Origin of the sequence: Actinomadura sp. 6K520 (assembly GCF_004349245.1) — a bacterium.
In the GTDB taxonomy this organism is placed as follows: domain Bacteria; phylum Actinomycetota; class Actinomycetes; order Streptosporangiales; family Streptosporangiaceae; genus Spirillospora.
Genome location: NZ_SMLC01000400.1, coordinates 1 through 1335, shown reverse-complemented (window position 1 = coordinate 1335; position 1335 = coordinate 1). Strand labels below are relative to the sequence as shown.

General features: G+C 69.7%; 2 protein-coding genes and 1 pseudogene. 2 read left to right on the top strand and 1 reads right to left on the bottom strand.

The annotated features are described in order from the left end of the window. Positions 1–453: pseudogene (locus E1289_RS37630) on the bottom strand (integrase); the annotation flags it as partial. 53 nt (positions 454–506) lie between these two features. Here E1289_RS37630 and E1289_RS37625 point away from each other — a divergent pair. Together E1289_RS37625 and E1289_RS37620 are read left to right on the top strand one after the other, a co-directional pair. Next, positions 507–962: a hypothetical protein gene (locus E1289_RS37625; RefSeq protein ID WP_131988957.1), complete on the top strand. Its 456-nt coding sequence runs from the start codon at positions 507–509 to the stop codon at positions 960–962. Positions 963–999: 37 nt separating this feature from the next. Next, the coding region (locus tag E1289_RS37620; protein ID WP_131988955.1) for a DUF72 domain-containing protein at positions 1000–1335 on the top strand (336 nt) is incomplete at its 3' end.

Sequence of the window (1335 nt, the reverse complement as noted above, 5' to 3'; positions counted from 1 at the left end):
CCCCTCCGCCTGCTCCACCGTCAAGGCACGCCGCTGCGCCCGCAACCCACCCCGCTGCCTCGGACGCACCGTCACCGCCTGCATCGGATTCAGCTGCACCCACCCCGCCACCAGCGCATACTTGAAAAACGCCGACACCGACCGCCGGAAACGCGCCTGCGACGCCCCACTCTGCACCGCACCACCACCCGGCCCGGCACCCCCTGCCCCCGGCCGCCGCCGCCCATCCGGCTTACGCGCGAACCCCAGCAGCACCTCATCGACGTCCTCACCCGTCAGATCGTCCAGCACCCGGTCCGCACCCGCCAGCGCCGCGAACGTCACCACGTCCCGCACATAGACCTCCGCCGTCTTCGGCGACAACGCACCCGTCGAGGTCTTCGCCCGCACCATCCCCGCGTACCGGTCGACGCACTCGGCAACGGTCAGGCGCTGAACATCAGAGGGACGCACGCGCCGGACGCTACCGCCCGCCACCGACACAACCCGCCATAGGATCGACCCCCATGACCGGCAGGGACCTCTTCGAACAGGTCGGCGAGATCATCCGAGGCTCGACACCACCCGACCTCGGACGCCCGCACGTCCACGTACGCCACAACGGCGTCAAAGCCTGGTTCGGCGACCCCGCACCCCAGCGCGAACACTACGAAGCCCAGATCATCGCCGCCGCCATCGCCCCCGGCACCCGCACCCACGCCATCGAGATCGGCTTCCACGCCGAACACCGCGACGAACCCGACAACCAGGCCGCCCTCACCCACCTGCTCACCACCGAGACCACCTGGCGCACCGAACTCGGCGACGACCCCGTCACCGGCACCTTCCTCGGCCGCGACACCTGGCGCCGCATCTCCGAAACCTGGCCCGACCCCGACCTCGACGACCCCGACATCCCCTTCGACATCGGCGTCCGCCTCGTCGACTACATCCGCGCCCTGGAACCCCACCGCCGGGTATAAGCCCCTCTGCACACGCCGCACAGCAGGGGAGACGCCGATGCGCATCGGCACATCAGGATGGCAGTACGCCGACTGGCGCGACGTCCTCTACCCGCCCGGCCTCCCGCAACGCCGCTGGCTCCACCACTACGCCGGCGTCTTCACCACCGTGGAGAACAACAACGCCTTCTACCGCCTGCCCTCCCGCGAAACCTTCGAACAATGGTGCGACGCCACCCCGCCCGGCTTCGTCATGGCCGTCAAAGCCAGCCGCTACCTCACCCACATGAAACGCCTCAACGACCCCGCCGAACCCGTCACCCGCCTCACCGGCGCCGCCGCCGGCCTCGGCCCCAAACTCGGCCCCCTCCTGCTGCAACTCCTGTCTCTTATA

Bases quoted from the DNA above. Each gene is read 5' to 3' on its own strand.
- E1289_RS37625 (WP_131988957.1), top strand. From the start codon at position 507: ATGACCGGCAGGGACCTCTTCGAACAGGTCGGCGAGATCATCCGAGGC.